Below are 24,949 nucleotides of genomic sequence, written 5' to 3'. Positions count from 1 at the left end.
TTTTTTCAAAACAAAAGCCAATCCCTTATAAAGGAATCGGCTAATTTCATTTATCCGATGCTTAACATAACGGATAAATAAAGAGAAAACGCTAATAAAACACTCATCAATAAAGAAAATGGTGAAGGTGCTTTCTTCATATATGAAATCATCATCAAAGCAAAGAATAAAATGGCTAATACGAGAAGGAAAATACTCGTAGCATTTGGGAAAAGTTGAACCGTCATATTTGGTTGAAATTGCCCTTGATAAAACAACTTGAATAGTGGCGAAACTTCCTCGTTTGTTACTTTGATTTCCTGTGGTGGTGATTGTTGACCTAAGGCTGCTGTTGCAGAGAAAATAAGCAAAATCACGATACTTTCCATTCTAGTCCAAGCTATGGGGTTAAAGGAGCTATCTTTATTTAATTTATTTCTAATGATTAGACCATTCACCACTGCATAAATCATCAAGGGAATAATTAAAACGTGTTTGATTAATAAAGATTGACCGTATGGAACTAACCATGTATCTGGATAATCCCTCAATTCCATTGCAAAGTTCATCAAGATTAAACCTGTTAAAATCGTAGCGATAAAACAAGCAATTGCAACAGGTGTAAACCATTTTAAAAGGTTTGACCAATTGGAATCGTCTTTTGAAAACCAACTAATCACAATTAATATTCCAACCCAAACACTTACCGCAGTAAAATGTAGTGTGTGACTGAGGACTCCCCAGAAATGATGGATTGTACTTGCATGACCTGACCAACCAATCGTCAATATTAGCATCAAGGTAATAGCGATTCCAATATAGGATGCGTAAGCTTTCTTTTTATAATCGTAGCAAACGACAACAATAAATAAGATGCTTGCCAATACCAAAGTAATGAGCCAAGACTTTCCGACTTCATATGTTAGTAATACTGCCTCTAATGTAATTTCAAAACCAAGTTTAGGTGTAAGATATAAAATAATTTGTAAAACAGGGAAAAATGATAAAACAGCAATTCCGCTTATAGTCAACAGTAATACACGCTTTGTTACATTAATTGTTGGCCTATAATTTGCGGGAATGAGATATAAGATAAAACTACCTAATGTAATAGCAAAGCAAAGGTATAGTAACGCTTGACTAAGAATTACGATGAATAACATTGCCTTATTTCTTTCTTCTCAACATGAAGAAGGCACTTACAAGAATAATAACGATTAGCACACCGATAATAATAGGCATTGCATCGGACGAACCATTACTTTGCCCAGCCTCTTCAGTTTTTTCCTCATTTGTAGTTTCAACATCTGTTTCCTCTACATTTGATTGAACCTCTTCATTTGTATCATCCTGTTTTTCAACTTGTTCTTCCTGAGTTGTTTCTTCGGCAGGTGCTTCTGAAACTGGCAATTCTACAGTGAAAGAAAAATTACCTGAGATTGGATGACCATCCGCCCCGATAATATCCCACTTCACATAATGTTGACCATTTTCTAATGGACTTGAAAGTGTACCAACCAATTGATTGTCAGCTATAGTGATATTTTCGACTGCGACTTGTTCTCCACCTGAATTTTGAACGGTGAATGTACTACCTTGTTCTAACTTACCACCAAAAGTTAATGTAATTTCTTTTAGTTCTTCTTTAACTACTTCTCCATCTCCAGGGGAAGAACTTTCGATATGCGTGTGTGCAAATGCAGAATTTACAAAAGTTAAAAGGAAAATAAATGTTAGTAGAAATAACTTTTTAATTGTAAAAACCTCCTAAACAATGTAATCGTGTAAGATTGTAGCACAAAAGCAAAATGAGGTTGTGAAATCGAATTTCACAATTAATTTGAAAAAATTCACGGATGTATGTTTAAGTTTTACCTGAGTCTGTCATTTAATTCATTTTCTAATTTTCAAATGTCACAGCAATAATACTATTATGATAATTTATTCTAACAATTGTTTGACTATTCAAATTTGTTGGCATATAGTATGGGTAATAATCAAATGCTCGTTTGAATGTATCCGGGGTGAGAGAATGGGAAATAAAACAGATATCTGTGAAATCACTTGTGTTGATGGAGAAAAAGTAGCAAGTGTTCAGCAATTATTAAGTGATCAAAATCCTTTAGAAGTAGCGAAAGTTTTTAAAGCATTATCGGATGAAACAAGAATTAAAATTGCCTATGCTTTATCTATAGAAACGGAGTTATGTGTTTGTGATGTAGCCAATATCGTAGGAGCTACCACTGCAACGGCCTCACACCACTTAAGACTATTAAGAAATCTTGGCTTAGCAAAATATCGAAAAGAAGGGAAACTTGTATATTATTCATTAGATGATGAACACGTAAAACAACTAATACAAGTGGCTTTTGCACACCAAAAGGAGGGAGCGAAAGTTGAATGAAGTAAAAGAAGCAGACGATAAAATAATATACCGTGTTGAAGGGTTTTCTTGTGCAAACTGTGCTGGTAAATTTGAACGAAACGTAAAAGAGATTCCTGGAGTGAAAGATGCAAAAGTGAATTTTGGTGCATCCAAAATTTCAGTATACGGTGAAGCTTCTGTTGAAGAGTTAGAAAAGGCCGGGGCATTTGAAAACTTAAAGGTTACGCCAGAAAAAAAGAGACAAATCCCACAACATGTGGATGCAAATAAGGTATACCGTGTTGAGGGATTTTCTTGTGCAAACTGCGCGGGTAAGTTCGAACGAAATGTAAAAGGGTTACCCGGTGTAGCGGATGCAAAGGTGAATTTTGGTGCATCAAAAATTAGTGTAACCGGAAATGCAACAATTGAAGAGATTGAAAAAGCAGGGGCATTTGAAAATTTAAAAGTATTTCCAGATAGACTACCCCGACAAGAGACTGATTCTGGTTCTAGAGAGGTAAAGAAAGAAGTAAAAGTTCCATTTTATGAGAAACATCAAACGTTACTGTTCTCTGCTTTATTAATTGTATTTGGGTATATTTCTTCATTCATCAATGGAGAAGAAAATCTCATCACCGTGTTATTATTTTTAGCATCCATTGTCATTGGTGGGTTTTCATTATTTAAAGTAGGATTCCAAAATTTAAAACGCTTAGACTTTGATATGCGAACATTAATGACAATTGCCGTTATTGGTGCAGCAATTATTGGTGAATGGGCTGAAGGAGCCGTTGTTGTGATTCTTTTTGCCATTAGTGAAGCACTGGAACGCTATTCAATGGAGAAGGCGAGACAATCTATTCGCTCGTTGATGGATATAGCACCGAAAGAAGCCCTTGTACGCCGTAATGGGCAAGAACTATTGGTGCATGTTGACCAAATTGATGTTGGAGACCTTATGATTGTAAAACCTGGGCAAAAGATTGCTATGGATGGCACGGTGATCGGTGGTACCTCAACTGTAAATCAAGCAGCGATTACAGGAGAATCCGTTCCGGTTACAAAAACAATTGATGATGAGGTCTTTGCTGGGACATTAAATGAAGAAGGTCTTCTTGAAGTGAAAATTACGAAGCTTGTAGAGGATACAACGATATCAAAGATTATCGAACTGGTAGAAGAGGCCCAAGCAGAAAGGGCGCCATCTCAAGCATTCGTTGATAAATTTGCAAAATACTATACTCCTGTGATTATTGTGTTCGCAGCTTTAGTGGCGATTTTACCTCCATTATTATTCGATGGAGGCTGGTCGATGTGGGTGTACCAAGGACTTTCTGTTCTTGTAGTAGGATGTCCATGTGCGTTAGTTATTTCAACTCCCATATCCATAGTGTCAGCCATTGGGAATGCTGCAAAAAAAGGAGTTCTTATCAAAGGTGGCATTTATTTAGAAGAAATGGGCTCACTAAAAGCTATCGCCTTTGATAAAACAGGTACCCTAACAAAAGGTATTCCTGTGGTGACAGATTTTATCGTGTTGAATGATCGTGAAAATCAAGAACAATTACTATCAATTGTAACAGCATTAGAAAATCGCTCCGGGCATCCACTTGCTTCAGCTATCATGAAAAAAGCTGAGGAATCGAGTATTCCTTATACAAATGTTGTAATCGATGATTTTACTTCTATTACGGGCAAGGGAATTAAAGGTTCTGTTAATGAAAAGACCTACTATGTTGGAAGTCCAAAGCTTTTTGAAGAATTATCGATTTCACGTTTCACAGCTGAAAATAAACAATACGTATCGGGTCTCCAAAATGAAGGGAAAACCGTTATGATGGTTGGAACAGAAAATGAAGTTCTAGGTGTGATTGCCGTCGCTGATGAAGTTCGTGAATCAAGTAAACAAGTTATTCATCAGTTACATGAATTGGGGATTAAAAAGACGATTATGCTGACGGGAGATAATGGGGCCACAGCTAGAGCAATAGGCTCCCATGTTGCTGTTTCTGACATTCAAGCAGAATTAATGCCTGAAGATAAATTAAATTTCATTAAACGATTAAGATCAAAATATGGAAATGTTGCGATGGTAGGAGATGGGGTGAATGACGCACCTGCATTGGCTGCTTCAACGGTTGGGATTGCAATGGGTGGTGCTGGCACTGATACCGCGTTAGAAACAGCAGATGTAGCGTTAATGGGTGATGATTTAACGAAGTTACCATTTACAATCAAACTAAGCCGTAAAGCATTAACCATCATAAAAACGAACATTGCCTTTGCATTAGGAATAAAGGTAATTGCCCTGTTATTAGTCGTTCCCGGATGGCTAACTCTGTGGATTGCGATCGCTTCTGATATGGGTGCCACACTATTAGTTTCACTCAATAGTATGCGGCTTTTAAAAGTAAAGGAATAAAACGAAGAAGCATGTCTAGAGAGGAAACTAGGCATGCTTTTAGTTTGTTTTATTACAGCATTTATTAAGTTTATTTAAAGTATGTGTAAATAGGTAGGAATAGAGTCGATTTGTGTTGAAATAACTCTTTAAGATATAAATTGAGGAAAAGTGAGGAACTCCAATTATGAAAATTATCGCTCATCGAGGTTATTCTGCAAAATATCCAGAGAATACATTAGCAGCTTTTCGTGCGGCCGCAAAGTTGCCTATTTATGGAGTAGAATTTGATGTTCATTTAACAAAAGATCGTGAGCTTGTTGTTATACATGATGAAAAAATCGACCGTACCTCAAATGGTAGTGGCTTTGTGAAAGACATGACACTAGAGCAACTACGACAATTCGATTATGGTATTTGGTTTGGAGAAGAGTTCGCTGGAGAAAAAATCCCAACATTATCAGAGGTGCTAGAGGTTTTCGCAATTACGAACCTTCATATTAATATTGAAATTAAGTCTGATATTTTTATCTACGAAGGTATTGAGGAACTAGTATTACAAGAAGTGACTTCCCGAAAATTGGAAGACCGAGTGATTCTTTCGTCATTTGATCATGAGGCAGTACAGAAAGTGGCAGAATTAGCCCCAAATATAGAAAATGCTCCATTATTCGCAAATCCTGTATTAAATTTAAGGGATTATTTAATGCAAGTCCCTGCTAAAGCATTACATGTGTCTTTACCATCTGCCTTACGCTATCCTGTACGACAAGCCATCAAGGCAGGGGAAATTGTACGAGTTTACACAGTAAATGAGATTGAACATGCAGAACGCCTTCTACCATTAGGAGTTGACTCAATATTTACAGATGAGGTTGAGTTGATGCTCGAATTTATGAATAGGGAAGTTCGAGAACTGTAATGGGGAAAGGGAGTACAGCCATTTATCATATTTGTAAGGAATTGGGTTAAAATCCTAGGCTAAAGGTTAGGATAAATAATATATATAGTTAACCTTTATATTAATGAGGAAATAACCATACATGGAGCAAATATGGATAAAAAGTATAGTTTAAAAGTACTTCCAATTGTGAATTCGTTTGAAAAATCTCAATTTATTGGGGGCATTGCCGAACTATTTGATTTAAGTTTATTGGAAAATAGAACTGTTGTAATCTTGTGCATTGGAACTGATCAGTCAACAGGGGATTCGTTTGGTCCGCTTGTTGGAAGCCTGCTAGTTAAAGGACAATGTTTATTTCCGGTTTTTGGAACATTAGAATACCCTGTTGACGCATTAAACTTACAATATACAATTAAAAAGATTTATAAAAAGTTTGAAAACCCAATTGTCTTCGCAGTAGATGCTAGTTTAGGTAAAAAGGAACAAATAGGTACACTTTATTTCCGAGAAGGTAGTTTATGTCCAGGCAAGTCCACATATAAAAAGCTCCCAGCGGTGGGGGACTTTCAGTTATGTGCAGTCGTTAATGAGTGTGATTCACCTTTTTTTCCAAGCAAAATTAATGAGACTAGACTTTACCATGTTTATCTACTTGCAAACGAAGCGGCAAATATTATTATGCAGTGCTGTAAACTAACTACCAAAACATAAAAAATGAGCCACAATTAAGTGGCTCAAAGTCTGTTTATTGTTAATTAACTGTTTAGTTCGTAAAGCTAATCATCCCCAAGGTGTACCAATAACAACAAATAATAACCAAGCAACTAGTGGGGCAACAAGTACGAACAATCCTGCCATTACAAGAAGTTGACGGAAATAAGAACGCTCATCTTCTGGTCGTGCATTCGATAAAAGTAGGGCACCGTTTGTTGAGAATGGACTTAAATCGACGACGCTCGAAGAAACCGAAATAGCAGCAATAACGCCTGTTGATGAAACTGCTGGGTCTTGTAAGATTGGTGTAGCTAAAGGTATAATTGCTGATAAGAATCCAGTTGTTGAAGCGAATGATGAAATAATACCGCCAGTATAAGAAGCTACAAGTGAAGCAAGATATGAGTTATTTAAACTTGCAATAACATCCGTCATATATTGCAATGCACCGATTTCCTCTAAAACACTTACATAAGTGACAATACCCGTTACCATCAAAATAGCAGGCCAAGGCATTGATTTAATGACTTCACTTTGAATTTTAGGAGTCATAAATGCAAGAACTAGTCCAATCATAAATGCACAGAAGCCCATATTTAACTTTAAGACTAAAGCTAAAACAATTAATACAGCGATTGCTAATAAAGTAAATGTACGTTGCCAGTTTAACTTAACGTCTTTAAGATCTCCTTCTGCATCAGCTTCAACTGTTGCAGCCATACGTAACTGTACTTCTGAAGTACTTGAACGGAATAATTTCAGACCACCCATTGAGATATAGACGATTAAACCAATTAAGAAACAGAATAAGAAAGTATTTAAAAATAGAATAACTTCTTGATGGTCAAGTGCACGTGTTTCCATTACTCCACTAACAATAATACCGAATAGGTTCAATGGTGAGAATGCACCACCAGTGATACCGATAATTAACATGACACCCATCATTAATGCATTAATATTATATCGATAAGCTAATCGTAATACGATTGGGGCTAAAATAGATGCTAATGCAATTGCAGATGTACCAATTGATGCTAAAGCTGTTCCTAAGAAGAAAACTACCCATGGAATAAGACCAAGGTTTCCTCGTACTAATTTTAATCCCCAATTGGCAATTAAATCGATCGTACCAGTCTTTTGAACAATGGCGAACATGTAAGTAATACCAGCAAGTAATACAAATAAATCTGCTGGATATCCTGCAAAGATTGTATCAAGGTCAAGACCGCTAACCATCGTACCGATAATAAACGCAGCAACAAACCCTAACACCCCAATATTAATCGGGAAAATTGCCCCAATAACAAACATCAACAATAAAAAGATAATAGCGAACAATTCTAATGACATACTATTCCTCCCATCGCCCCATTATTTAATTAACTGAAACAGTATTTGTTGTATATGAAACGTTGTTTTTATATAATTCTTCAATTTCATCACTTGAGTAACCTAAACTTTTTAATATTTCAGTAGAGTGTTCGCCTAGAAGTGGTGGGGCAGAGTATACTTCACCAGGTGTTTCAGATAATTTAACTGGAATACCTGTTAGTTTTAACTCCCCAATTGTTGGATGCTGAACTGTTTGGACCATTTCACGATCATAAACGTGCTCATCTTCATATAAATCACTAAAGGTATTAACAGGACCTACTGGAATTCCTATTTCCTTAAATTTACTAATCCAATGTTTAGTAGTATTTTTCATAAAGATACTCTCTAATAAAGGAATGAGCTGATCTCGATTTTTGACTCTGGCTGCGTTTGTTGCGTATTGTGGGTCGACTTTAATGTGCTGGATATTTAATAAGTCGCATGTTTTTTCCCACAACTTTTCATTTGCAACACCGATGTTAAAGTATCCATCAGATGATTTGAATACTTGATATGGAACGATGGATGGATGAGCATTTCCTAAAGCTTTCGGATTTTCTCCGGTAGCAAAGAATCCTGTTGCTAAATAGGTTTGCCATCCAATAATCGTATCGAGTAGGGATGCATCAACCCATTGTCCTTTATTTGTCTTATTTCGTACTTGTAAAGCAGTTAAAATACCGATAATTGCCCACATACCAGATCCTAAGTCTCCCATTGAAAAACCAACTTTTACAGGTGGTCTACCTTCTTCACCTGTAACAGACATTAACCCTCCCATGCCTTGAGCAATTACGTCATAACCTGGTTCGCGAGAGTATTTCCCGAACTGACCAAAGCCAGAAATCGAAGCTAAAATAATTTTCGGATTAAGTTCTGATAAAACGTCGTAACCCAATCCTAATCTCTCCATTAGACCTGGGCGGAAGTTTTCAACTACTACGTCAGCTGTTTTAACTAAGTCTAAAAAGATCTTTTTCCCTTCATCAGTCTTTAAATTTAAAACTATACTCTTTTTGTTTCGATTGACACTTAAATAATAAGCGCTTTCATTTTCTAAAAATGGTGGGCCCCATTTTCGTGTATCGTCCCCACCAGGAGGTTCAATTTTAATTACATCTGCTCCCATATCTGCTAGAAACATAGTGCAGTATGGGCCACTTAGTATTCTTGTTAAATCTAAAACTTTGATCCCCTCTAAAGCTTTCAAGATAACACCCCCATAAAAATTTAACTATTCTGACATGTATACCATAATCAGGATATTTTGCTCCATTGTAAGATATGTAAATATTTTCTGTCAATTGTATATTTTCTTCTGTAATATGCATTATTATTCTAATCTAATGAGTTTTTGAGAGTGGGTTGGAAATTTAGTTTTAGTAGTAAAGTGATTTTGGAAGTTTTACATAGTAATGTCAGGTTTTTCCTATCAGAAATACTATTCTAAAATCGATGAGGAGTAAGCGAATTTCGGAATAAAGGTTATAATCAAATAATATAATTTCAAAAAAATTCTGAAAAAGGATTTTCGAAAATACATAAAAATAATCATTTTTAAAATACAGTCGACTAAATGTGAGTTTAGAAAAGATATGAAAATATTAATTTTTCGATTGAAATTAACTCTATTTTTAGTTAATATTGTTAAAAACACAGTCGACAGAATATTCGGAAACATAAAGGGTGTGAGTTTGATTGGATTATTTTAATGATGCACTAGATAATGCATTATCTAGTAAAGTTGCAGAAAAAATAATGGAACATATTTTGAATGGTGATTTAAAACCAGGGGATAAAATTGTTGAAGGTGTATATGCTGAAATGTTCAATACTAGCCGTTCTCCTATAAGAGAAGCAATTTATTTATTAGCCACTGAAGGACTAATAGAAAGAATTCCTCGAAAAGGTGCTTATGTAAAGGGTTATACGATTGATGATGTTCAAGATTTGTTAGATGTTCGGAATCATTTGGAATTATTAGCTGCACAAAGGATTGTAGAACCTCATACTAAAAAAACATTACTTGACGAGATGAAACGAATCTTACGGGATATGGATCGCTGTAAGGATAAAAAGGATTATACGCATTTAAATTATGAGTTTCATTTTACTTTATTAAAATTCAGCGAGAGTAGTGTTATTGAAGGAATTTATAGCAAAATTGTCCTTCCTCTTTTAAGAATTCAATCGATCCACTTTAAAAATGACCAAACCATTTCAAAATCAAGGGAAGACCATTATAAAATCTACGAATTTTTAATTAATAACCAAGTTGATGAGCTTGTTTCTATGTTAAGAAAACATACAGAAGATGTAATTCTTAATGTAAGAAATCAAGTATTTTGAGGTGATTAAAGTGAAAAGCGCCTTCTTATTTCCAGGTCAAGGCTCACAATATGTAGGCATGCTTCACGACCTGCCGAATAACAAAGAAGTTAAGGAAATTATCGAAGTGGCAACAGATTTATTAAAAGTAAAGATTAGTGACTTGGATAATGAAACTGCTCTTCGTAAAACGAAAGCAGTCCAACTTTCCCTTCTAATTTGTGGAGTTGCTTCATTTGAGATTTTTAAACAAGAGAGGGCGATTCCAGATTATGTTGCAGGTCATTCGGTAGGTGCATTTTCTGCTGCTGTCGCTTCAGGTGTACTTTCTTTTGAAGATGCATTGAAGATTGTTAGTTTAAGAGGAGAGTTAATGGAAACCTTTTATGATAGTGGTTTTGGAATGGGTGTTGTTTTAGGCCTCGATGAGAGTAAATTACAACAAATAGTAGAGCAGGTACATTCGGATCTGCAGCCTGTTTATGTCTCTAATCGAAATGCTCCTACCCAACTAACCATCTCTGGTTCGATTAATGGAATACAGAAAGTCATTGATTTTTCCCAAAGGGCTGGAGCAATGTCAGCAAAACTACTAAATGTTTCAACTCCTTCTCATTGTCCACTGTTTGACGAAGTAAGTTATGAGCTTTTAAAAGCGTTAAATGAAGTTGAAATTAATCGGCCTAAAATCCCATACTCTTCGAATTTAAGAGCTCGTTTATTAAGAAGAGGGGAAGATATAAAAGAAGATTTAGCTTTTAGTATTTCTCGACCAGTTCTTTGGCATGATGCTACCAATGTATTGTATGAAAATGGAGTCCGCTTATTTATTGAAATCCCACCTAAAGAAGTACTTAGTAAGCTAGCAATGAATGCATTTCCAGAAAGTCGATGCATGGCAGTTTCAAAAAGTGGATTTGATGATTGTATATATATTTTACAAAACTAATATCTAGGGGTGTATGGAATGGTTTTAATTAACGACTTAAATAAGAAATCATGGACAACAAGACACGACGCTAAGAAAAAACGTATTGAAAGTGTACAAAATTTAGTTGATGGTGTAATCATCCCGACTACTAAGATAGTAGAAGCTTTAGAGAAGCTTATACAACCAGGTGATCGCGTAGTTTTAGAAGGAAATAATCAAAAGCAAGCATCATTCTTGTCGCAATCTTTAGTACAAGTAAATCCCAAAAAAGTTCATGATTTGCATATGATTATTTCGAGTATCTCAAGACCAGAACATTTGGATATTTTTGAGGAAGGAATTGCAAGAAAAATCGACTTTTCTTATGCAGGTCCTCAAAGTCTTCGTATCGCACAAATGATTGAAGATGGGAAAATCGAGTTAGGTGATTTGCATACTTATATAGAGCTATATGGAAGATTGTTTGTAGACTTAATTCCTTCTGTTGCGTTAGTAGCAGCAGATAAAGCAGATAGACACGGTAATTTATATTCAGGACCAAATACTGAAGAAACACCAACATTAGTAGAAGCAACTGCTTTTCGCGATGGGATTGTCATTGTTCAAGTAAACGAAATTGTCGATGAACTACCTCGTGTTGATATTCCAAGTTCTTGGGTTGATTTCATTGTAGTAGCAGATCAACCTTACGAACTTGAACCGTTGTTTACAAGAGATCCCCGCCATATTACAGACATTCAAATTTTACAAGCAATGATGGTCATTCGAGGGATTTATGAAAAACATGGTGTCAAATCGCTAAATCATGGAATCGGTTTCAATACTGCAGCTATTGAATTACTATTGCCTACTTATGCAGAATCGTTAGGGCTTAAAGGAAAGATTTGTACTAACTGGGTGTTAAATCCCCATCCAACACTTATCCCTGCTATTGAATCAGGTTGGGTTGAAAGTGTTCATTGCTTTGGTGGAGAACTAGGGATGGAGAAGTATGTTGAAGCTAGAAGAGATGTGTTCTTTACAGGGAAGGACGGCAGTTTACGATCGAACCGAACATTGGCCCAATTAGCAGGACAATATGCTGTAGATTTATTTATTGGTTCGACTTTACAAATGGATGCGCTAGGCAACTCTTCCACAGTAACAAAAGGTAGAGTTGCGGGTTATGGGGGAGCTCCTAATATGGGTCATGATCCAGGTGGCCGTCGCCACTCATCAAATGCATGGTATGACTTAATGACTTCGGATGAGCCATTAGCGCGAGGGAAGAAGTTGGTCGTGCAAGTTGCGGAGACGTTCCAAGAAGCAAACAAACCTGTCTTTGTTGAATCTTTAGATGCAATTAAAGTAAAAGATCAAGCGAAATTAGCGGTTGCACCAGTCATGATTTATGGAGAAGACGTAACCCATGTTGTAACAGAGGAAGGTATCGCTTATTTGTATAAGTCGGATAGCTCAGCTGAGCGTCGAGAAATGATTGCTTCTATTGCAGGGGTTACTCCAATTGGAATGGAACATAATCCGAAAACAGCTGAACGCCTTCGCGAGAGAGGGTTAATAGCAACACCGGAAGATTTAAAGATTCGTCGTGCAGATGCTAAACGTTCGTTACTAGCTGCCAAAAATATCGATGAACTTGTGCAATTGTCAGGAGGCCTTTATACCCCACCAGCAAAATTCCGTAGTTGGTAAAAACGAAAGGATGAGGAGTATGGTAGATTCACATCAGTTATCTATGGCTTTAGCGGATTTAGCGGTTGAATCATTAATAGAGGAATTATCTCTTACTCCGAAACCTGGTCTAGTAGATCAAAATGATCAAGGGTCACATAGGGATTTAACTTATTCAATAATGATGACATCTGCTATTTCCTTACACGAAACGTTTTATCAAATGGCCAAGGTGTCCTTTAGCGAGGAGCCTTCTCAGTACTTACGAGAGAAAATTGGAGAAATTGGTCGTGCTGGGGAAAAGGTGATGTATGAAGCAACAAATGGTGTAAATACACATAAAGGAGCTATTTGGTCACTTGGATTATTAACGGCAGCAGCATCTATTCATAAAGGACAAGTAGATGAAACTAGATTATGTTTTACTGCAGGCGAGATTGCAAAATTTGAGGATCGCTTTATTCCAAACCAATTGACAAATGGAATAAAGGCAATCCAGAAATATAAAGTTCACGGAGCTAAAAGAGAAGCACAAATGGCGTTTCCACACATTCGTCAATTTAGCTTACCGATATTGAAGTCAAAACTATTGAACGGTTGTAGTTATGAAACAGCAAAAATTTATTCTCTACTAGCCCTCATTGCCAATTTAGATGATACATGTGTTTTGCATCGAGGTGGAATGGAAGGTTTACTTTTTTCAAAACAGTATGCACAAAGGTTATTAGACGCAGAAAATTTAGAGGAACTCCCTAAAATGAATGATGATTTTATCATACGTAATTTGTCACCAGGGGGAAGTGCTGATTTATTAGCTGCAACGATTTATTTATATAAATTAGCACAATTAAAAATAATCTATGAAGAAAATAATGTAAATGAAGTTTCTTTTAAATAACATGGGGGAGTGTGTTTGAAATGGACAAGTTGGTTTACTCATTTCCAGCAACAAAAAAAGTTAACAAAAGAGCACATGTCGGGGTTGTTGGTTCGGGAGATTTAGAAGTGCTAATCGAACCGACAAATGATCAAAAAACAGTGGTGGAAATTCGTACAGGAATTACAGGTTTCCAAGATACGTGGAAAAAGGTAGTTGAGCGTTTTGTTAGTCAGCATGATATTTCTGCTTTGATTACTATCAATGATTTCGGTGCAACACCAGGTGTTGTTTCAATTCGATTAGCACAAGCTGCGGAGGTGGTCACAAATGACATTATTCATTACTGAGAGTTTAGTAGAAAACCTAGCAAGAGAAAGAGCGTTTCAATTACTAGATCAAGACAGTGCTTATGAAATCTTAGGTCCATTTGATCGCCTAGAGTCTCCTCATTTAGCAGCACAAAATATAGTTCCACAATATGATGACGGAATGGTTATTGTAAAGGGAACATTAAATGGAAAACCAACTGTGGTGATTTCAATTGAAGGGAATTTCCAAGGTGGCGGTATTGGAGAAGTTTCGGGAGCAAAGTTTGCAGGGGCTTTAGAAAAAGTATTGAAAGAATGTAAGCAAGGAAACATTATATATCCTGTTATTATCTATGATACAGGTGGAGTGCGTTTACAAGAAGCGAACTATGGACTTCTATCCATCGCAGAGATTAGTGCGGCCATTGTTGAACTACGCAACTATGTACCGGTTGTAGGGGTAATACCTGGTAAGATTGGATCATTCGGTGGAATGTCTTTAACTGCTGGATTATGTAGTGCGTTAATTATGACGCGTGAAGGGCGACTAGGTATGAATGGTCCGGAAGTAGTTGAACAAGAAGCTGGTCTCCGTGAATTAGATGCAAGAAATAAACAACTAATTTGGCAAATGATTGGTGGCGCAATTCGGAAGGAAACTTTACTAGCTGATCTCATAGTTGAAGATGATGTATCGAAATTTAAAGAAGGTATAATAAAAATATGGGATGGAGAAATCCCGTTGCAACATCGAACGGAAAAATATAATGAGTTCTTGAAGCTCTTTAAATCATTATCAATAGAAGATAAGATTTCACCTGAACAGGCAAAAGAAATTTTATTAAATATGAACGCTGTAGAGGATACAGAGTTATCTATTCCGACTGAAATAGTTAATAGCAGAGGAAGAAAGTGGTTTGATTTATTAACTAATGGTCAACCTTCTATTAGCGAAGTACCATCTGTATTGGTCGCAGATTCGTTCATCAATGGAATTAAAGCAAGATTTATTGCCGTTGTTCCGAATAAAGAAAATAAATATTACCGTGCTCGTAATGGAGAAGTTGGGTTACTAGAAGGTTGGGCCATTGCGAAATATGTTCGGGAAGCAATCGAAGAAGACGCTGCTTCAAATGAAAAGCGCCTCATCGTACCGATTGTGGATGTACCGAGTCAAGCATTTGGTTATCATGAAGAATTGTTCGGTATTTATTTATCCTGTTCAGCCGCTGTAGATGCATATGCAACGGCACGAATTGCTGGACATCCAATCGTTGCAACGCTAGTAGGAAATGCAATTTCAGGTGCATTTTTATCACACGGAATGCAAGCAAATCGTTTAATAGCCTTGAATGATCAAGGGGTTAATGTACATGTTATGTCAAAACAATCGGCAGCTATTATTACTCAACGATCAATTAGAGATTTAGATGAAATTGCAAAAAGTGTTCCATCCATGGCTTATGATATCCAATCATTTAATAAATTAGGTGCACTTTATCAGCTATTAGATGAAGTAAATGCGGATGAGCCCGCTGAAGTTGATAAAAATCGTTTGATTGAACAGATAGTAAATGCTTATGAAGATATTAAAAGTGACGGAATTAGAGATTTATCTTGTCGATTAAAATCTGAAAAGGCAATTAGTTATGGAAGAAAAGCATCGATTAAAGCGCGTGAAATGATTGATTTACAATGGAAATAAAGGTTCACGACATTGTTGAATTTGCGAGTATAGAGAAGCTCACAGACCATACAAGTTTACCACCATGGGCAGTGAATTCACCCGAGGCTGCAAATTATGGAGTTGTTAGGAGAATGGCAACTTCTAAAGATATTGTACCAATTGGATTGCGCGGGAAAACACGGGAACAACGGGCAGGTACGTTTATTCATCAGCAAGAAATACTTCGAGTCATAACGCCTGAGAGTTTAATTAATCAAATTGATGAACATGAACAACAAATCTATTATTCTTCACTAAGAAAAATAAGAGAAGAATTTTTGAAGCTAAATTTAACTTGGGGACCAACTGGGAGTGTAGGGTTTGAAATGGCTACATCTCATAAAGTCACGTCAACAAACAGTGATATTGATATTTCTATTTATATAAAAGATATAGATCATCACTTACTTGTAGAAGTGAATCAATTTATTGATAAGCTAGAATTTCGAATTGATGCACAAGTAGAGATACCGCAGTTAGGTGCCTTCTTATTAAATGATTATGTTAAACATTCAGAAAGTGGTTTTATATTACGTACTCCATTTGGTCCACAACTATGTAACGTGCAGGATGAGCGAATCCGATTAAAGGTAAATGTATGATAGGTCTAGTATAACAAGTGCCCCGAATAGATTAACTGTTCGGGGAATTTGTGCTTAAAAGAGGTAATTTCTGAGAAATAGAGAATTTAGTAGTATATGATGCATAGAAAAGGGGAGTAAGGTATGAAAGAGGTAACAATTGCGGTGTGTCAATTTCGTATTGAACTAGTGGGGAAATTTGGAGATTTTCAAAAGCAAGTAGAACAATTACTAAATCAAGTACCTGCCCATGCAGACTATATTCTCTTCCCAGAACTACTGACATTTGGGTTAATTGGTACCTTTGAAGGCCATAAACAATTTACAACTGCAGATTTCACCAAGCTTGATGAATTTACCGACAAGTATAAAGAATTATTTTCGGTCTATGCAAAAGAGCGAAACCAAGTGATTATTGGGGGATCTCATTTAGAAAAAAGAGGGGATCAATTCTTCAATATTGCGTATATCTTTAAACCTAATGGTACGTATGTTGAACATAAAAAAACGCATATTTTCCCGGCTGAAGGCGAGTGGAAAACAGCTGAGGGAGATGAACTAGAAGTATTTGATATTGGTCCTGCAAAAATTGGAGTTGCCATTTGTTATGAAGCTGAAATACCTGAAATCTCCCGGATTCTAAGCCTAAAAGGAGCGGAAATCATATTCTGTCCGTCCTATACATTTACAGAAGCTGGTTTTTGGCGTGTTCGTCATTGCGCACAAGCTAGAGCAATTGAAAATCAAGTATATTTCGTTCATTGCCCAACTGTAGGTGAACCAGGTGCACCTGTCCAAAGAGGCTATGGTAAATCTTCTATTATTAGTCCGTGCGACCTAGCATGGAATGCAAATGGAGTAGTGGCAGAGGCTGAATTGAATGCGCATACAGTGATTACTGGAACAGTGGACATAGATGAGCTTTATCGAAATCGTAAAGCAGGTGCGGCGACAACTTTTAATGATCGCACTAGAAGAGCGGATTTATATAAAGAATATAATCTATTTGGTGAGAAAATCCATCAATAAACAAAAGAGGCAGGGACACAAGTAGAATTTTTAAGGAAAGCGACTATTATCTATAATAAGATATTGATAATTTTTTTTTGAGAGCAATAAGTGTTAGCCATTCTCCGAAAAAACGCGGCCTACCACTGTAAGCCGCGCCAGTTTCCGGAAAGTTTAGAAGGGCAAATTTTATGTGAGCGGACCTTGCACAAAGCCGGGGGCAAAAACGCCACGTCGCATGTCTTGCCCCCATGACCAAGCACGCGCGCGGCCTCAAAGACAAGTCGTAAAGACACGTACAACGTGGCTTTGCGGCTTGTGTGGGGAGCGAAAGCGCCACGTCCTGTGGCATCGCTCCCATGACCAACGTCGTGTTGGCCTCTTAGTCTGCTCTCACCGGATACTTAATAAGATTCATTATTAGAACTAACAGCGAAAAAACATCAGTTTCTCTTTGAGAAACTGATGTTTTTCGGATTTGTCCCGGCCTCTTTTTAAGAGCCAAAACGAGCAGGCTCCGCTTTTCTTATTACCATTTAGCTTCATGTTCTTCGACGCAGCCAAGCATTTGCTGAATAATTAGAGTCGTCCCATCATCAAGTTTTACTTTTCCATTATAGTAGCCTACTAACTGATGAGTTTCAGACTTTACTAACCTTACATCTGTTTTTGATACTTGTTCAAAGAATGGATGGAATGTAAGCAACACGCGATCCGAAAACTTAGTCGTAATATACCACGGCTTTTTATAGTTTGAACGGTCATATTCAAAAATTACATCTTCATGGATTTTATTCATTTCCCCATTTACAAATACTGCGTTTTCCGTCATTCCAGTTCCATCTGTCCATTTTCCACCAAAATTTAAACCAACTCGCTTGTCTCTCATTCGCTGCGAGGCCATCGCCCAATTCCAGACAGTTTCTCTTGGCCAAATCCCACGACTGAAATCAAGCACAGCATAACAGTCTTCATGATTAAATTCATATTTTCGATTACCAATTTGAACAAAACCGTTCGTAGGTAAAGTATGGTGTTTTGCTGTGAATTGGAATGTTTGTCTGTTCCAAGGTACAACGACATTTAATGAATCATCTTCTCTTGGATGAATAATGCTGAGGTCCGCGATAAGTCGCTCATCATCAAAGTTCTCTGATGATACGGATAAATTTGTAACATTTTGAAAATGAATCATATTAATATTCAACTCGTTATTTGAAAAACGGATTGGTTCTAACACCTTGGATGGCATTTTTAATTTTCCACCAATACCTAATGGAATGGTAATCGCTTTTTCAAAGGATCGTTGTGTTTCATATTCTAAAAAGTAGATGGAACAAACCGCAGCATAATCTAGATGGCTGATTGTAACAGAGAATAGAATTTCTTCTCCAAAGATGCACCAATAATTCCATTTTTTCTTTCTCATAAAATGGCCAGATAAATTACTATCGATAATAGGTTTGCGTGCAAAACCAATAGCTTCAGGATTTAGGTTACCTTTGTTGTCACATAAACGTGTTAGTTCAACTATTTCTCTCTCAGCGTGCTGCGTCAATTTCAACATCCTTTCACTCAAAACTCTATTAACGTTTTTAGATCTATGCCATGAAAATATGATTAAAAAATATAAAATATATCAACTTTATAGTAAATGTAATATTTTTAATAAACTTTAAGGAGAAATCAATATTTCCCTGTCATCTTATTGTATCAAAAACATGTACCTTGTTGGCATCAAAAGCTTAGCTATTTTAAAAACATTATTAAAAGTGTCTAATTTCAAGGAAAAGGTTCACCCTTCAAGCATATGATGGTTGGGAGGAGGGGTAAAAAATTCCAACTTATTATAACCGTGCGGCTGCAGTCGCATATGCCCAGGCTTGGTGGAATGGGAACAACCCGAATTATCCTGCGTTCACTGATGATTGTACGAATTTCATATCGCAATGCCTGAGAGCTGGAGGAGCACCTATGACAGGGTATCCGAACCGTGCAAGAGGATGGTGGATAACAGAAGGTTGGCGGTCAGGAGCAAGAGGAAATCATTATCCCAATGAAACGTGGAGCTATAGTTGGTCAGTTGCAAATGCCTTTATGTTGAATTTACAAAATTCGAAGTCAGGCTTAACGGCCAAACAAGTTCAATCTCCTTCTGAACTAGAGCCAGGGGATGTCATTTGTTATGATTTTGAAGGTGACGGAAGAATTAATCATACAACGATTGTTACAAGTGTATATAACGGTGTCCCTTATATCAATGCACATACAGTTGGTAGTGCAAATCGCCACTACTCTTATGCAGATTCCTATGCGTATACGCCAAATATTAGATATTACTATTTCAAAATAGATGACGTGTTTAATTAAGTCGATTTTTGGGGATATAACATTTAATATCTATTACTAGTTGTAATAAGTATGAAAATAATGGAAGAACCTATGTATATTTTAATTGCGTATTATTTATGTTATGGTTGATTGAAAGCAAAATTAAGACAAATGGTCTAGATTCATTCGATTTTAAGGAGCGAAACAACAAATGAACGAACAATCATTATCTGTAAGAGAAGCCATCATTGGGAGACGTTCAATTAAAAAGTTCAATGGGCAACCAGTAGACAGAGAAGATTTAATGAATATTATTAACGATGCTGTATGGGCACCGAATCATAAAAATAGAGAACCTTGGCGCTTAGTTGTAGCGAGCGAAGAAAATCTTGAAAAAATCCAAAACGTATTAAGAGATACAACAATACCAAATTGGCAAACGTTGAGTAATGAAGAAGTAGCAAACAAAATGCAAAAATTTACTACTCCAGGTGCTTATGTATTTGTTGTTGTTCCTGAAGATGTAAGACAAAAACAACGTTTAGAAGATTACGGTGCAGCGAGTACGTTTATTCAAAACATTCAACTGCTTGCATGGGATTATGGTATTGGTTCTTGCTGGAAAACTCCTGACTTTTTGGATGATCCAAAATTTCGTGACAAATTAGGGGTTCAGCACGGAGAGCGAATAATCTCTATGTTGCAGTTAGGGTATTTTGATGAGTTGCCAAAAGCAAAAGAGCGTAAAAAGGCAAAGGAAATCGTGACTTTCTTTGGAGAAACAAACCAAGAAGAAGATCAAGAAGATTAATATACCGAAATAACTTATTGGGCAATTTGACTCATTTTGTAGGCTTGAAAAGGAATGATCTAACATGATCGAAATAAATAAAGATGGGTACTCTTCTTCAAGTTTAATAAATCATTTAATTGTTTGAGTAGATTGTTAGAAAATTATATTAAAAAAGTTTAGAATAGGCGCAAAGACTGAATTGTCTTTGCGTTTTATTGTTTTAAAGGATAAGAGAATAACCTTTAATGTGAATTATTCTGTAATAAATTTTTATAATAATGGAAATTTATTAATTAGGTATTTTACATTAGGGAGATACTAAAAGTTAAGACTTTCGTAAATATCGCTATCAGAACGATTTAAAACGTTTAAGAATAGGAAAAATCCTGAAGCGAGAAGGAGTTATAACTATGTCAAAACACCCGTTAGATAAATGGGGAAGTTTAGTAGGAAATAAGCGTTCAAGATGGATTACGGTTATACTTTGGGTCTTAATTGTAGGAGCATTATCATCTTTGTTTCCTCAAATAAATAGCGTAGAAAATGCTTCTACAAGTGACTTACCTAAAGAAGTAATGAGCCAACAAGCAAGTGCAATCATTGAGGAACAATTTCCATCTGACTCAGGGCTACCACTTTTAATAGTCTGGTATAAAGAAGCAGGACTTCAGACAGAGGATTTGCAATCAATCCAATCACTTTATGGGGAATTAGAAGCCAATCCTTTAAAAGGGCAACAAACACTTCCTCCACTTTCACAGTTGCCTACGGAGGCACTACTAGGCAGTGTTTCTGAAAATGGAACTTCGATCGTTACACCAATCTTCTTCGATGAATCTTTAAATACGGATACATTAAAAGAGAACTTAGCTGAAATTAAAAAGGTGACAGAGGATCAATTTGGTGAAAATCCATATGAGACAAATTTAAAAGAGGATGTATTACATGCTCGTTTCTCAGGGCCAGCAGGAATTTCCGTTGATGCAACTGATCTGTTTATGCAAGCAGACGTACAGTTGTTAATAGCTACAGTTGTGCTAATTTTAGTGTTACTTGTTGTAATTTATCGTTCACCAATTTTAGCTATCTTGCCAATTGTTGTTGTAGGGATTGCATATGGTGTAATTAGTCCGCTACTGGGGTGGTTTGCGCAAAGTGGATGGATTAGTAAAGATGCTCAAGCAGTATCCATAATGACCGTATTATTATTTGGTGCAGGAACGGATTATTGTTTATTTTTAATTACAAGATATCGTGAAATGTTACTAGAAGTGGAGAATAAGTTTGAGGCTCTTCGACTATCTGTAAAAGAATCCGGCGGTGCCATTATGATGAGTGCACTTACGGTGTTTATCGGGTTAGGAACGCTAGGTTTAGCGGATTATGGTGCATTCCAACGTTTCGCTGTACCGTTTAGTTTCGCCATCTTTATTATGGGAATTGCTGCATTAACTATTTTACCTGCCTTCTTGGCAATTATGGGGCGTATTGCCTTCTTCCCATTTATTCCACGTACTGATGAAATGGAGAAAAAGCGCTCAGCAGAAAAAAATAAACCATATAAAGCACCGAAACCTAGACATCCTATCATGTTAAAAATCGGTGAGTTTGTTACAAGCAAACCATGGATCGTTATTATTGTGACCGGTGTAATCCTACTGGGCTTAGCACTTACATCAACTCAAATAAAATACAATTATGATTTATTATCATCATTCCCTGAAGATATGCCATCCCGTGAAGGGTTTACAATTATCGCAGAAAACTTCTCACCGGGTGAATTAGCACCTGTTCAAATTGTCGTAGATACAAAAGGAAAAGAAGTTAATCTAACTGAAGAAATTGCTAGTCTCAGCTATATTGATGTTGTTAATGAACCGATAATCGGTGAGAAAAACTCCAATATTCAGTTGTATGAAGCGGATCTAAATCACAATCCATATTCAAATGAAGCGATGGATTTAATGCCAGACTTGAAAAAAAGTGTGGAAACAATGCTAGCTGATGCTGGTGTTGAAGATGCCGATGAAAGTTTCTGGATTGGTGGAGAAACGAGCTCTCAAGTGGATACGCGAGATGTGCAAGAACGTGATGAATCGCTTATTCAACCAGTCATGATCGCGATTATTTCGTTATTGTTACTAATTTACTTGCGCTCTGTACCAGCAACAATTTATTTAGTCGGAACAGTTATTATTTCATTCTTTGCAGCATTAGGGTCAGGATGGTTAGTATTAACGACATTCTTTGGAGCAGAATCGATTGCAAGTTCAATACCTTTGTATTCCTTTGTTTTCTTAGTTGCACTTGGTGAGGATTACAATATCTTTATGATTTCTGAAGTATGGAAGAATCGTAAGACGAAGGGACTTAAGGAATCAGTTAAATTAGGGGTAACTCAAACTGGTTCAGTTATTACTTCAGCTGGTCTAATTTTAGCAGGAACTTTTGCCGTTTTAGCGACCCTACCGATACAAGTATTAGTACAGTTCGGTGTTGTTACAGCACTCGGAGTGTTAATAGATACATTTATAGTTCGCCCGTTATTAGTACCGGCAATTACAACTGTGTTAGGACGATGGTCGTTCTGGCCTGGAAAACTGTTTAAAAAGGAAGATTAAAAATAAATTATTAGCTTATTCACCTGTTCGTTCGGTGGGTAAGCTTTTTTATGTGGTTATCTTATAGATTTCAAAACGATCCCATAGATTCCTCAAGTAGGTTTTTACTAAGAAGATCCCCATGGTTTGCCGGTCATAGATTATAAACTCAACTCTAATATAATTAAACGCTAATCAGCAAATGTTTTTTTGTTAGCCTACTAGGTTCACACCTCATCTTTCACTAAGGTTTTGCGTTAACCTAAAATAAAAATAGGTTGACACAATTAGAGCCTATTCCTTAATATGGTTATGAAAGTTAGATAATTAATGAGGGGGTATTGAAATGACTACGCAAACGGCAAATTCAAATTCAAAATCAAAACTTAAAACCGTTGAGTTAGTGTATTGTGGTATTTTTGCAACTTTAATGATGATTGGGGCAAACATCACTTCCTTTGCACCGTTTATGGTTGTAGGGGGTGTTCCGATTACTCTGCAAGCATTTTTTGCGGTATTAGCAGGTTTAGTGTTGGGAAGTCGCTTAGGAGCAATCTCTGTGACGGTTTATATGCTTGTAGGCTTGGCTGGAGCACCGGTCTTTGCAAGATTTGGTGGAGGATTGTCATCGTTACTAAATCCAACTTTTGGGTTTATTGTGACATTCATTTTAGTTGCCTACATTGTAGGAAAGATAGTTGAGTATAAACGTTCGAAAAAGATGTATATTACAGCAGCCTTAGTGGGGACAATCATCAGCTATTTAGTAGGTACAAACTGGATGTATGCAGCTTACATGTTATGGTTTAGTGCACCAGAAGGGTTCTCATATAAGTTAGCTTGGGCATGGATGATGCCACCATTGCCAAAGGATATAATTTTAGCAGTTTTTGCAGGCATTTTTGGCTTTAGAATTCAAAAAATACTGAAAGTGGGGAAATAGAAATGGACTACGGATTACTTGCAACAAAAGTATTAGAAGGTCATGAGCTTACCGATACAGAAGCGCTTGCTATTTTAGAAAGTCCGGATGATGAGTTATTGTCTCTATTACATGCTACTTATCAAATTCGAAAGCATTATTATGGAAATAAAGTTAAGCTGAACATGATTATTAATACAAAATCAGGACTCTGCGCAGAAAACTGTGGCTATTGTTCCCAATCAATTGTTTCAAAAGCGCCAATCGAAAAATATCCGATGATGAAAAAAGATGAAATCGTAGCGGGAGCAGAACGAGCTGCCTCTTTAAACGTTGGTACATACTGTATCGTGGCGAGTGGACGAGGACCTGTAAATCGAGAGCTTGATATTGTAGTAGATGCTGTGAAAGAAATTAAAGAGAGACATCAAGAGATGACAGTTTGTGCATGTTTAGGAATCTTAAAACCAGACCAAGCAGAAAAGCTAAAAGATGCAGGGGTCGATAGATATAATCACAACATTAATACATCCGCAAATCATCACGCAAATATTACCACATCCCATACGTATGATGATCGTGTGAATACGGTTGAATTAGCGAAACAAGCAGGGATTTCACCATGTTCAGGTGTGATTGTAGGAATGCGTGAAACAAAAGAAGATATCATTGCGATGGCAAGAAGCTTACGAATATTAGATGCGGATTCAATCCCAGTGAATTTTTTACATGCCATTGATGGGACGCCGTTAGAAGGGACACGTGAGCTGAATCCTCGTTATTGCTTAAAAGTGTTGTGCTTATTCCGTTATATTAATCCATCAAAAGAAATACGAGTTTCTGGCGGACGTGAGGTAAACTTAGGCTCTTTACAGCCACTTAGTCTTTATGCGGCAAACTCTATTTTCCTTGGAGATTACTTAACAACAGACGGCCAACCGGGAGATAAAGACAAACAAATGCTAGAAGATTTAGGCTTTGAAATTGACTTAGAACCTCTTAAACGTGAAAAGGTAGAGGCTTAATTTTATATTAAAGTATAGTTGTAACAAGGTGATGTATTCGCGATACGTCGCCTTTTTTGTTATTATCTTTTACCAACTCTTTCTATATAATATGATAAGTTT

22 protein-coding genes are annotated in these 24,949 nt (G+C 36.6%); 17 read left to right on the top strand and 5 right to left on the bottom strand.

Annotation, left to right across the window (positions count from 1 at the left end; translation table 11 throughout):
* Positions 1-50: 50 nt before the first annotated feature.
* Together JOD29_RS15660 and JOD29_RS15655 are read right to left on the bottom strand one after the other, a co-directional pair.
* On the bottom strand, positions 51-1,142 hold the full coding sequence (locus JOD29_RS15660; RefSeq protein WP_124766361.1) for a copper resistance D family protein: 1,092 nt from the start codon (positions 1,140-1,142) through the stop codon (positions 51-53).
* A gap of 4 nt (positions 1,143-1,146) precedes the next feature.
* Complete coding sequence (locus JOD29_RS15655) at positions 1,147-1,662, bottom strand: copper resistance CopC family protein (protein WP_240033640.1); 516 nt, start codon at positions 1,660-1,662, stop codon at positions 1,147-1,149.
* Between the two features lie 349 nt (positions 1,663-2,011).
* On the opposite strand from JOD29_RS15655, the gene JOD29_RS15650 reads away from it, so the two are divergent.
* From JOD29_RS15650 to yyaC, 4 genes are all read left to right on the top strand, one after another.
* Complete coding sequence (locus JOD29_RS15650; RefSeq protein ID WP_124766363.1) at positions 2,012-2,383, top strand: ArsR/SmtB family transcription factor; 372 nt, start codon at positions 2,012-2,014, stop codon at positions 2,381-2,383.
* Entirely contained in the window at positions 2,376-4,769 is a 2,394-nt protein-coding gene (locus JOD29_RS15645) for a heavy metal translocating P-type ATPase (protein ID WP_124766364.1), read from the top strand. The genes JOD29_RS15650 and JOD29_RS15645 overlap by 8 nt, the downstream gene beginning before the upstream one ends.
* Positions 4,770-4,935: 166 nt before the next feature.
* A complete protein-coding gene (locus tag JOD29_RS15640) occupies positions 4,936-5,670 on the top strand; it encodes a glycerophosphodiester phosphodiesterase (protein ID WP_124766365.1) in 735 nt (244 codons plus the stop codon).
* A gap of 132 nt (positions 5,671-5,802) precedes the next feature.
* Positions 5,803-6,363 (top strand): spore protease YyaC, encoded by a 561-nt coding sequence (gene yyaC, locus JOD29_RS15635; RefSeq protein WP_124766366.1) that lies wholly within the window; start codon positions 5,803-5,805, stop codon positions 6,361-6,363.
* 69 nt (positions 6,364-6,432) lie between these two features.
* Here yyaC and JOD29_RS15630 read toward each other — a convergent pair whose 3' ends face one another.
* On the bottom strand, positions 6,433-7,719 hold the full coding sequence (locus tag JOD29_RS15630; RefSeq protein ID WP_124766367.1) for an SLC13 family permease: 1,287 nt from the start codon (positions 7,717-7,719) through the stop codon (positions 6,433-6,435).
* A 25-nt stretch (positions 7,720-7,744) separates the two neighbouring features.
* Positions 7,745-8,953 (bottom strand): CaiB/BaiF CoA transferase family protein, encoded by a 1,209-nt coding sequence (locus JOD29_RS15625; protein WP_124766368.1) that lies wholly within the window; start codon positions 8,951-8,953, stop codon positions 7,745-7,747.
* A 488-nt stretch (positions 8,954-9,441) separates the two neighbouring features.
* On the opposite strand from JOD29_RS15625, the gene JOD29_RS15620 reads away from it, so the two are divergent.
* The 8 genes from JOD29_RS15620 to JOD29_RS15585 all read left to right on the top strand — a co-directional run bounded on the left by JOD29_RS15620 (position 9,442) and on the right by JOD29_RS15585 (position 17,197).
* Positions 9,442-10,092 (top strand): GntR family transcriptional regulator, encoded by a 651-nt coding sequence (locus JOD29_RS15620; protein ID WP_124766369.1) that lies wholly within the window; start codon positions 9,442-9,444, stop codon positions 10,090-10,092.
* 1 nt (position 10,093) lies between these two features.
* Positions 10,094-11,020 carry an ACP S-malonyltransferase gene (locus JOD29_RS15615; RefSeq protein WP_338088329.1) on the top strand — a complete coding sequence of 309 codons (927 nt, stop codon included), beginning with the start codon at positions 10,094-10,096 and terminating at the stop codon, positions 11,018-11,020.
* An 18-nt stretch (positions 11,021-11,038) separates the two neighbouring features.
* The gene (gene mdcA / locus JOD29_RS15610) at positions 11,039-12,694 is read left to right on the top strand and encodes a malonate decarboxylase subunit alpha (protein WP_124766371.1); all 1,656 of its coding nucleotides are present in this window, start codon (positions 11,039-11,041) and stop codon (positions 12,692-12,694) included.
* A gap of 19 nt (positions 12,695-12,713) precedes the next feature.
* Positions 12,714-13,571 carry a triphosphoribosyl-dephospho-CoA synthase gene (locus tag JOD29_RS15605; RefSeq protein WP_124766372.1) on the top strand — a complete coding sequence of 286 codons (858 nt, stop codon included), beginning with the start codon at positions 12,714-12,716 and terminating at the stop codon, positions 13,569-13,571.
* 20 nt (positions 13,572-13,591) lie between these two features.
* Positions 13,592-13,900, top strand: coding sequence for a malonate decarboxylase subunit delta (locus JOD29_RS15600; RefSeq protein WP_124766373.1), 309 nt, complete (start codon positions 13,592-13,594; stop codon positions 13,898-13,900).
* A complete protein-coding gene (mdcD, locus tag JOD29_RS15595) occupies positions 13,881-15,566 on the top strand; it encodes a biotin-independent malonate decarboxylase subunit beta (protein WP_124766374.1) in 1,686 nt (561 codons plus the stop codon). Before JOD29_RS15600 ends, mdcD begins: the two co-directional genes overlap by 20 nt.
* Positions 15,557-16,189 carry a malonate decarboxylase holo-ACP synthase gene (locus JOD29_RS15590; RefSeq protein ID WP_124766375.1) on the top strand — a complete coding sequence of 211 codons (633 nt, stop codon included), beginning with the start codon at positions 15,557-15,559 and terminating at the stop codon, positions 16,187-16,189. The genes mdcD and JOD29_RS15590 overlap by 10 nt, the downstream gene beginning before the upstream one ends.
* A gap of 123 nt (positions 16,190-16,312) precedes the next feature.
* A complete protein-coding gene (locus tag JOD29_RS15585; RefSeq protein ID WP_124766376.1) occupies positions 16,313-17,197 on the top strand; it encodes a carbon-nitrogen hydrolase family protein in 885 nt (294 codons plus the stop codon).
* A gap of 508 nt (positions 17,198-17,705) precedes the next feature.
* Here the strand turns inward: JOD29_RS15585 and JOD29_RS15580 are convergent.
* The gene (locus tag JOD29_RS15580; RefSeq protein ID WP_124766377.1) at positions 17,706-18,734 is read right to left on the bottom strand and encodes a DUF2804 domain-containing protein; all 1,029 of its coding nucleotides are present in this window, start codon (positions 18,732-18,734) and stop codon (positions 17,706-17,708) included.
* A 278-nt stretch (positions 18,735-19,012) separates the two neighbouring features.
* On the opposite strand from JOD29_RS15580, the gene JOD29_RS15575 reads away from it, so the two are divergent.
* From JOD29_RS15575 to bioB, 5 genes are all read left to right on the top strand, one after another.
* On the top strand, positions 19,013-19,546 hold the full coding sequence (locus tag JOD29_RS15575) for an amidase domain-containing protein (RefSeq protein ID WP_124766378.1): 534 nt from the start codon (positions 19,013-19,015) through the stop codon (positions 19,544-19,546).
* 172 nt (positions 19,547-19,718) lie between these two features.
* On the top strand, positions 19,719-20,318 hold the full coding sequence (locus JOD29_RS15570) for a nitroreductase family protein (RefSeq protein ID WP_124766379.1): 600 nt from the start codon (positions 19,719-19,721) through the stop codon (positions 20,316-20,318).
* Between the two features lie 392 nt (positions 20,319-20,710).
* Positions 20,711-22,921: an MMPL family transporter gene (locus JOD29_RS15565; protein WP_124766380.1), complete on the top strand. Its 2,211-nt coding sequence runs from the start codon at positions 20,711-20,713 to the stop codon at positions 22,919-22,921.
* A gap of 325 nt (positions 22,922-23,246) precedes the next feature.
* Positions 23,247-23,843: a biotin transporter BioY gene (locus JOD29_RS15560; RefSeq protein WP_124766381.1), complete on the top strand. Its 597-nt coding sequence runs from the start codon at positions 23,247-23,249 to the stop codon at positions 23,841-23,843.
* A 2-nt stretch (positions 23,844-23,845) separates the two neighbouring features.
* On the top strand, positions 23,846-24,847 hold the full coding sequence (gene bioB / locus JOD29_RS15555) for a biotin synthase BioB (RefSeq protein ID WP_124766382.1): 1,002 nt from the start codon (positions 23,846-23,848) through the stop codon (positions 24,845-24,847).
* The last annotated feature ends 102 nt before the right edge of the window (positions 24,848-24,949 follow it).

Origin of the sequence: Lysinibacillus composti, assembly GCF_016908465.1 — a bacterium.
GTDB classification, from domain to species: Bacteria; Bacillota; Bacilli; order Bacillales_A; family Planococcaceae; genus Ureibacillus; species Ureibacillus composti_A.
The sequence above is the reverse complement of the archived record's forward strand: the minus strand, read 5'-3'. Positions and strand labels throughout refer to the sequence as shown.

Coding starts and splice junctions, on each gene's coding strand:
- JOD29_RS15660 (WP_124766361.1), bottom strand. CDS start 1,142: ATGTTATTCATCGTAATTCTTAGTCAAGCGTTACTATACCTTTGCTTT.
- JOD29_RS15650 (WP_124766363.1), top strand. CDS start 2,012: ATGGGAAATAAAACAGATATCTGTGAAATCACTTGTGTTGATGGAGAA.
- JOD29_RS15640 (WP_124766365.1), top strand. CDS start 4,936: ATGAAAATTATCGCTCATCGAGGTTATTCTGCAAAATATCCAGAGAAT.
- yyaC (WP_124766366.1), top strand. CDS start 5,803: ATGGATAAAAAGTATAGTTTAAAAGTACTTCCAATTGTGAATTCGTTT.
- JOD29_RS15630 (WP_124766367.1), bottom strand. CDS start 7,719: ATGTCATTAGAATTGTTCGCTATTATCTTTTTATTGTTGATGTTTGTT.
- mdcA (WP_124766371.1), top strand. CDS start 11,039: ATGGTTTTAATTAACGACTTAAATAAGAAATCATGGACAACAAGACAC.
- JOD29_RS15605 (WP_124766372.1), top strand. CDS start 12,714: ATGGTAGATTCACATCAGTTATCTATGGCTTTAGCGGATTTAGCGGTT.
- JOD29_RS15600 (WP_124766373.1), top strand. CDS start 13,592: ATGGACAAGTTGGTTTACTCATTTCCAGCAACAAAAAAAGTTAACAAA.
- mdcD (WP_124766374.1), top strand. CDS start 13,881: ATGACATTATTCATTACTGAGAGTTTAGTAGAAAACCTAGCAAGAGAA.
- JOD29_RS15590 (WP_124766375.1), top strand. CDS start 15,557: ATGGAAATAAAGGTTCACGACATTGTTGAATTTGCGAGTATAGAGAAG.
- JOD29_RS15585 (WP_124766376.1), top strand. CDS start 16,313: ATGAAAGAGGTAACAATTGCGGTGTGTCAATTTCGTATTGAACTAGTG.
- JOD29_RS15570 (WP_124766379.1), top strand. CDS start 19,719: ATGAACGAACAATCATTATCTGTAAGAGAAGCCATCATTGGGAGACGT.
- JOD29_RS15565 (WP_124766380.1), top strand. CDS start 20,711: ATGTCAAAACACCCGTTAGATAAATGGGGAAGTTTAGTAGGAAATAAG.
- JOD29_RS15560 (WP_124766381.1), top strand. CDS start 23,247: ATGACTACGCAAACGGCAAATTCAAATTCAAAATCAAAACTTAAAACC.
- bioB (WP_124766382.1), top strand. CDS start 23,846: ATGGACTACGGATTACTTGCAACAAAAGTATTAGAAGGTCATGAGCTT.